The sequence below is a fragment of the Eggerthella sp. genome (genome assembly GCF_048329335.1).
In the GTDB taxonomy this organism is placed as follows: domain Bacteria; phylum Actinomycetota; class Coriobacteriia; order Coriobacteriales; family Eggerthellaceae; genus Eggerthella; species Eggerthella lenta.
Genome location: NZ_DBFEGU010000453.1, coordinates 1 through 6,016 on the forward strand (window position 1 = coordinate 1; position 6,016 = coordinate 6,016).

The following is a 6,016-nucleotide window of genomic DNA, read 5'->3' on the forward strand; positions in this document are numbered from 1 at the left end:
GCCTAAGCAGATGCCGCAGCGCGTGCAGACGTCCGCGTCGATGGTCGGGCGGCCGTCCTCAGCGAAGCCGATCGCGTCGTGCGGGCAGGCCAGCGCGCAGCGGTCGCATGCCGCGCCGTGCGTGCGCGTACAGTAGTCGCGCAGCACGACGATCTGGTTGGGACGGCCCTCCGTATCGGCGGAGGGGCCGTCGGCCTGCTCGGGCATGTTGTCAGGGGCGTCAGCCACCGAACACCTCTTTCGTCACGTAGTCGATGCGGGCCAGCACGTCTTCGCGGGACAGCAGCTCGATGCTCTCGAACAAAGGCGGCGACACCATGTTGCCGCACACCGCCACGCGCAACGGCTGGAACAGCAGCTTCGGCTTGAGCTCCAAGCGCTCGCCCTCGGCGCGGCACGCTTCCTGCAGCGCTTCGGCCTCCCAGGCCACGTTCTCGTCGGCCAGCACGCCGCGGCAGGCGCGCAAGGCCTCGTCGGCGCGCGCGCCCTCCTTCTTCAGCACCTTGTTGACGCTCTTCTCGTCGAGCTCGCGCACCTCGGGGCCCCAGAACATGAAGGCCAGCTTGCCGGCGGCATCGTCGAGGCGCGTAAGGCGCTCGGCCACGAGGGGGTAGAGCCCCAGGTAGAAGTCCGGGCGCGCTTCGACGTCCTCGGGCGTGGCGCCGATTTCCTGCAGCCACGGCAGCGATGCCTGCACCCAGGCGTTCGCTCCCATTTCCTTGATGTACTGGCCGTTCATCCAATCGAGCTTCGTCTCGTCGAACACGGCGTCCTTTTTCGTGACGCGGTCGAGGCTGAAGCGCTCGCATAGGGTTTTGCGGTCGATGAGCGTCGTTTCGCCGTCCAGCGACCAGCCCAGAAGCGCCAGGAAGTTCACCATGGCGTCGGGCAGGTAGCCGCGCTCGCAGAACTCCTCCACGCTGGCCGCGCCGTGGCGCTTCGACAGCTTCTTGCCGTCGGGGCCCAGGATCATGGACAGGTGGGCGAAGGTGGGCACGTCGAACCCGAGCGCTTCGTAGATGAGGATCTGGCGGGGGGTGTTGGACAGGTGGTCGTCGCCGCGGATGACGTGCGTGACGCCCATGTTCGCGTCGTCGCACACCACGGCGAAGTTGTAGGTGGGAGAGCCGTCGGTGCGCACGACGATCATGTCGTCCATCACCTCGGCCGGGAAGCTGACGTGGCCGTACACGGCATCGTCGAATTCGATGGCCCCGCGCTCGGCGGGCACGCGCAGGCGCCACACGTGCGGCTCGCCCGCCTCGATGCGCCTGGCCGCCTCGGCGGGATCGAGGTCGCGGCAGGTGCGGTCGTAGCCCGCGTAGCCGCCCTCGTTCGCTTCAGCTGCGGCGCGCTTGGCGTCAAGCTCGTCCTTCGTGCAGAAGCAGGGATACACGCTGCCGCGCTGCTTCATCTGCTCGAGCGCCGCGGCGTAGGTGTCCGTGCGTTGCGTTTGGAAGTAGGGTCCGGCGGCTCCCCCCACCTCGGGGCCTTCGTCCCAATCGAGCCCCAGCCACTTCATTGCGTTGAGGATGACCTGCACGTTCTCCTCGGTGGAACGCTCGGGGTCGGTGTCTTCGATGCGCAGGATGAAGTCGCCGCCCATGGCGCGCGCGAACGCCCAGTTGTAGATGGCCGTTCGTGCGCCGCCCACATGCAGGCGGCCGGTGGGGGAAGGTGCGAAGCGCACGCGGACTTTCTTGTTCTCGTCAGTCATGGTTGCGGTGATCCTCCAGATTGGATGATTTCTCGTTTCAAGCCCTCGAAACAGGGTTTCGGGGGTGAATGCCAGTATAGACAACCTGGCTCAAGCCGCAAACCGCGCGCGCCGCATCCTCATCAAAATGCTCGACCGGCGCGATCGCGGCGTATTGGCGCGCGCTTCAATGTGGGCGCGTCGGGCCTCGGTCGTGTCGGGCCGGAATCCCGCATTCCGGGTGGCGGAGGAGCTGCCCGATTGGCCCCTGCCGCGAAAAACCGCGTTTTCTCCCATGTGCCGGACTTATGTGCACCTCTGCTTTGGGAAAACGCCCCTTGTGGGAGGTGGTGCGATCTTACGCCAGAGAAAACCGCAGGTCAGAAATTAACCAAGTCATACTTTTTCCTTTTCGGCGCCCTGAGAGGTGCGCATAAGTCGGGCACATGGTGTTTTTCGGCCCTTTTCGATGACGCGAGCGCGCACAACTCAAGGACTTGTCCCCGTTTCGGTTTCCGTGCGCTGCGCAAGGGGTGCTGGGGAGAGGGGCGGAGGCGGTTGCCTTTCATAGCGCTCGCTTCGCCTATCGCTGCACCAGTAAGCGGTGGAGCTCGATGCGACGGTTTGCCCATGCGTCCCAGCCCGGTCCGAACTTCTTGCCCAGGGCGCTGGCCACCAGCAGCGCGACGCGTTCGAATTCGTAGTAGTTTCGAGCTTGTCCCCAAGTGAGGGTCACGACCCGCGTGCCCAGGTGCTCGATGCCGTTGCGCCGGATGGCGTCCTCGGAGGCCTTTCGGTCGCCTCGATGGTGCTTGTCGCTGTCGTATTCCACGGAGATGTTCGCGCGGGGCCAAAACAGATCGGGAAGGTACGCCGATTGCGGCAGCGCACGGCGGTTTTTCCTCGTCACTTCGAAACGCGGGTTCAGCTGCGGTTTCTCCAGGCCGAAGCCTCCCATGCGCGGATCGAATACCATGGTTTCCGCGATGTCGGTCTCCATCGGCGACAGCGAGTTGTCGCACGCGTAGCGCAAGGCCCGCTTCACGTCGGCGGCTCCGCGCACTCCTCGAGCCTTGTCGGCGAAGCGCTCGATGCCGGCGACGGTCGTTGCGGGTGGCAACTCGGTGGCGTCGCCTCCTCGGCCGTCGGGCAGGCGGTATCGTCCGCAGAGCTCGTACAGGAATTCGACGAGCAAGGGGAACGGCGTCGACGGCGCGATCGACAGGCAGGTGAGCTCGGGCGAGGCGACCATCACGTGGCGCGACAGCTTGACGAAGGATCGCTCCGGTAATCGATGCGAGCACACGTGGAGCTTCGTCCTCTTGCATCGACGGCGCGACGACGCATCGGGCACGAGGAGGTGGATTGGCTCGGAGAGCCATCCGACCCCCGCCTCCTCGAGGGCTGCGAGGTCCGAGGCGCTGAACGGAGGCGTCTCGCGATCCTGTCCGAACGGCGTGGCCGCCCTCGCACGGGTCTTCGCGCTCGGATCGGCTCTCCTCCAGTATTCGACGGCCGACGCATCGGCAAGGTACAAGGTCATGTCGCTCCTTCCCGGTGGGGCCTACTGGGAAACGAATGACATCTTACCAGTTCAAATACTAAAAATATACCGATTTTGGCGCTGGAAACGCGCTGGGTTTTGGCTAGATCCGCGTAGCATTTCCGCTAGATCCGCGTCGGTTCTGCGCGGTTTCGCAGGTGGGAGGGGCGCCCTACGCCCGTTTGCGGCGCAGCAAGGCGCCGACGACGATGGATGCGATGGACAGCAAGCCCGTCGCAGCGAGCCACACCGCCCCCATCCCTATCCAGAACTCGGGCGGGTACATGGTGATGAGCAGCGAGTCGTAGGAGAACGTCCACGTGCCGTTCGCGAAGAACAGCGAGTGGAAGGCGGCGAAGAAGCCGTTGAAGTCCACGACCACCCATGCGGCCAGAAGCGCGAACACCGCGACGACCGCGATGCCCGCCGCCTGAGCCACGCCGCCGAGCGCACGGCGCCCCACGCGGACGGCCATGTGCGCGCAGGCGGCTACGGCCACGAGCGCGACGACGATGAGCCCGATGCGCGCGCCCGCCACGACGTGGTACACGTCGTCGAGGTGCGACAGGGCGTCGGCCGGCAGCGTGTACTCCTCGGGCGCGGCGGCCAGCTCGTCCGGGCTTGCTTCGGCGTAGGGGGTGCCCGCGCTCTCGTTGATGGCGTGCAGCATGGAGAACACGGCCTCGCGGTCGTTCGACCCTACGGTGTAGTCGCGCGTGGCGACGGCGGCCTGCACCAGCTCGTCGTGCGAGAACGGCGTGCCCGGGTTGCCGTTGCCGGAGAATGCCCCGGCCAGCATCTCGGTGGTCTGCGGGAACGCCGCGCATGCGGCGAACCCGGCCGCTACGAGCGTGATCGCCAGCGATGCGGCGGCCACCACGGCGGCGAGCTTGTTCATCAGATCGGTCATCTCTCGTCTCTCTCTTCTTGCGACGCTCCCGCGGCATGCTGCGCCGGCAGGGCGCCCCCGCCCCGCCGGCGCCGAAGTTCCTAGTCCACCCAGATCGTGGCGGCGGTCATGCCCTGCATGTCCTTCGAGATCGTGGGCAGCGGCCCCAGGCGGCTGAACACGCCCTGGAACACGCCGTCGTACAGGTACAGTCCGTTCAGGTTGTTGTACAGCTTCGGGGCGTCGGACACCTCGTCGTCGGCCAGCTGGTCGATGCCCGTGTCCGGCGGCAGCGTCTCGGTCTTGAAGGGGTGGATGTAGCGCTGCACGATGAACGGGAAGCCTGCGCGGCCGTTCGCGAACTTGTCGATGAGGCCCTCCCATTCCTCTTGCGACACGTAGCAGCCAGCGTACACGTCGTCGGCGCCGTAGTGGTCGGTGGGCTTGATGATCCACTCGTCCTTGTTCGCGCGGATCTGCGGCACGTTGATGTAGTCGTCGTCCAGAAACGCCGTCATCGGCACGGTCTCCTCGATGAGCGAGATCTCGTCGCCGTCCAGGAACTCCAGGGTTCGCTCGTCGAACAGCACCTTGAATATCTGCTTGTCGTGCACGATGTGCCCGGCGAAGCTGCCGATGAGCGCCACCTTCTCGGCGCGCACCGCGTTGAGAAGCTCCTGGGAGTCGTCCCAGTGGTCGATGACGTCGTTGGTGACGCAGCGCCGCCAGATGGCGTCGATGCGCTGGCCGTCCTTGTCGTGCAGCGCCTCGCCGTCGAAGGAAAGCTCGCGCACGTCGGCCACCACGCACTCGACGCCGCGCTGGCGGAACAGATCGGCGTAGATGTGGAACTCGTCCACCACGCCGTTCTCCAGGTAGTCGCAGATGGCGATGCGCGGGTTCTCCACGCGGCGGGCGTAGGTGGCGTAGATGTCCAAGAACGCCTGCACCCACGACTCGAACAGCTCGCAGCCCTCCACCCGGTGGCGGCTCGCGAACTCCTTGAACGTTTCTGACTGCGCCACCGACGTGGTGATCTCGCGGTTCTCGTTCATGCCCGACGAGCCGTCGGCGTTGAACTCGCAGAACTTCACCCGGTAGTCGTCCTCGTCCAGGAACGTGTCCACGCGGGCGAACGGCAGCACCGAGTCGTAGCCGCGCGGCAGCAGGATGAGCTCTTCCAGACGCGGGTCGAAGTCGAAGGCGCGCCGGTACTCGGGGTCGGCCAGGTAGCGCTCGATGACCTTGACGAGGATGCGGTGCGCGGTTTCCGCCGTCTCTTTCATCGTGTCGTAGGTTTTTCTATTGAACAGGCGGGGGATGAACGAGCACGCTACCACGCGGTGGTGCACGATGGCCGTGGAGCTCTGCATGTAGTCGTAGGCGGCGCGACGTCCGGCGACGTCGCCGCCGAGCGCGTCCATGATCTGGAAGTACTCGCGCGTGTAGTCGGCGTTGGTTGGCATGGCGATCCTTTCGGGACGCCGCTCCCGAAGCGGCGGGACGTGCTCGGGGCGGAGGCTGGATTTCAACCAAAAAGTCTACCACGAGCCGCGCGCCGCGATCGGGGAAGTTGCCGTATCGCCATATGAACGGCGAGGAGGCGGAATGTTGAGAAGGGCGGTGCTTTGGGGTGATCATGGGACTTGAAGAAACAGAATCGAAGTGTCTGGATGTTGATAAAATTGGCTTTGAAACTGCAAAAGCGTCCAATCGAAGGAAGGGGTAGCTTATGAGGGAGGATGAGCCCCGAGGCAGCGAAACCACACTTTCGTTATCTTTGTCCAAATCAATCAACGAAGAAGCGCTGTCTTCTTTATCGGGCATTGCCGAGGTCGGATTGGATTCGATCTTCGAAGAAGGGTTTCTGAAAGATATTCCCATTCTC

Annotated in this window: 4 protein-coding genes and 1 pseudogene; all 5 read right to left on the reverse strand. The window is 64.9% G+C overall.

The window, feature by feature from the left end; genetic code table 11:
• Positions 1-228, reverse strand: a pseudogene (locus ACMO6A_RS13935) (4Fe-4S ferredoxin); the annotation flags it as partial.
• On the reverse strand, positions 221-1,717 hold the full coding sequence (gene gltX / locus ACMO6A_RS13940; RefSeq protein ID WP_161170961.1) for a glutamate--tRNA ligase: 1,497 nt from the start codon (positions 1,715-1,717) through the stop codon (positions 221-223). The gene gltX and the pseudogene ACMO6A_RS13935, both read right to left, overlap by 8 nt.
• 562 nt (positions 1,718-2,279) lie before the next feature.
• Positions 2,280-3,239, reverse strand: coding sequence for a hypothetical protein (locus ACMO6A_RS13945; protein WP_009304571.1), 960 nt, complete (start codon positions 3,237-3,239; stop codon positions 2,280-2,282).
• Positions 3,240-3,411: 172 nt separating this feature from the next.
• The gene (locus ACMO6A_RS13950; RefSeq protein ID WP_009304570.1) at positions 3,412-4,149 is read right to left on the reverse strand and encodes a DUF1461 domain-containing protein; all 738 of its coding nucleotides are present in this window, start codon (positions 4,147-4,149) and stop codon (positions 3,412-3,414) included.
• Between the two features lie 80 nt (positions 4,150-4,229).
• On the reverse strand, positions 4,230-5,594 hold the full coding sequence (locus ACMO6A_RS13955; protein ID WP_009304569.1) for a glutathionylspermidine synthase family protein: 1,365 nt from the start codon (positions 5,592-5,594) through the stop codon (positions 4,230-4,232).
• Positions 5,595-6,016: the final 422 nt, after the last annotated feature.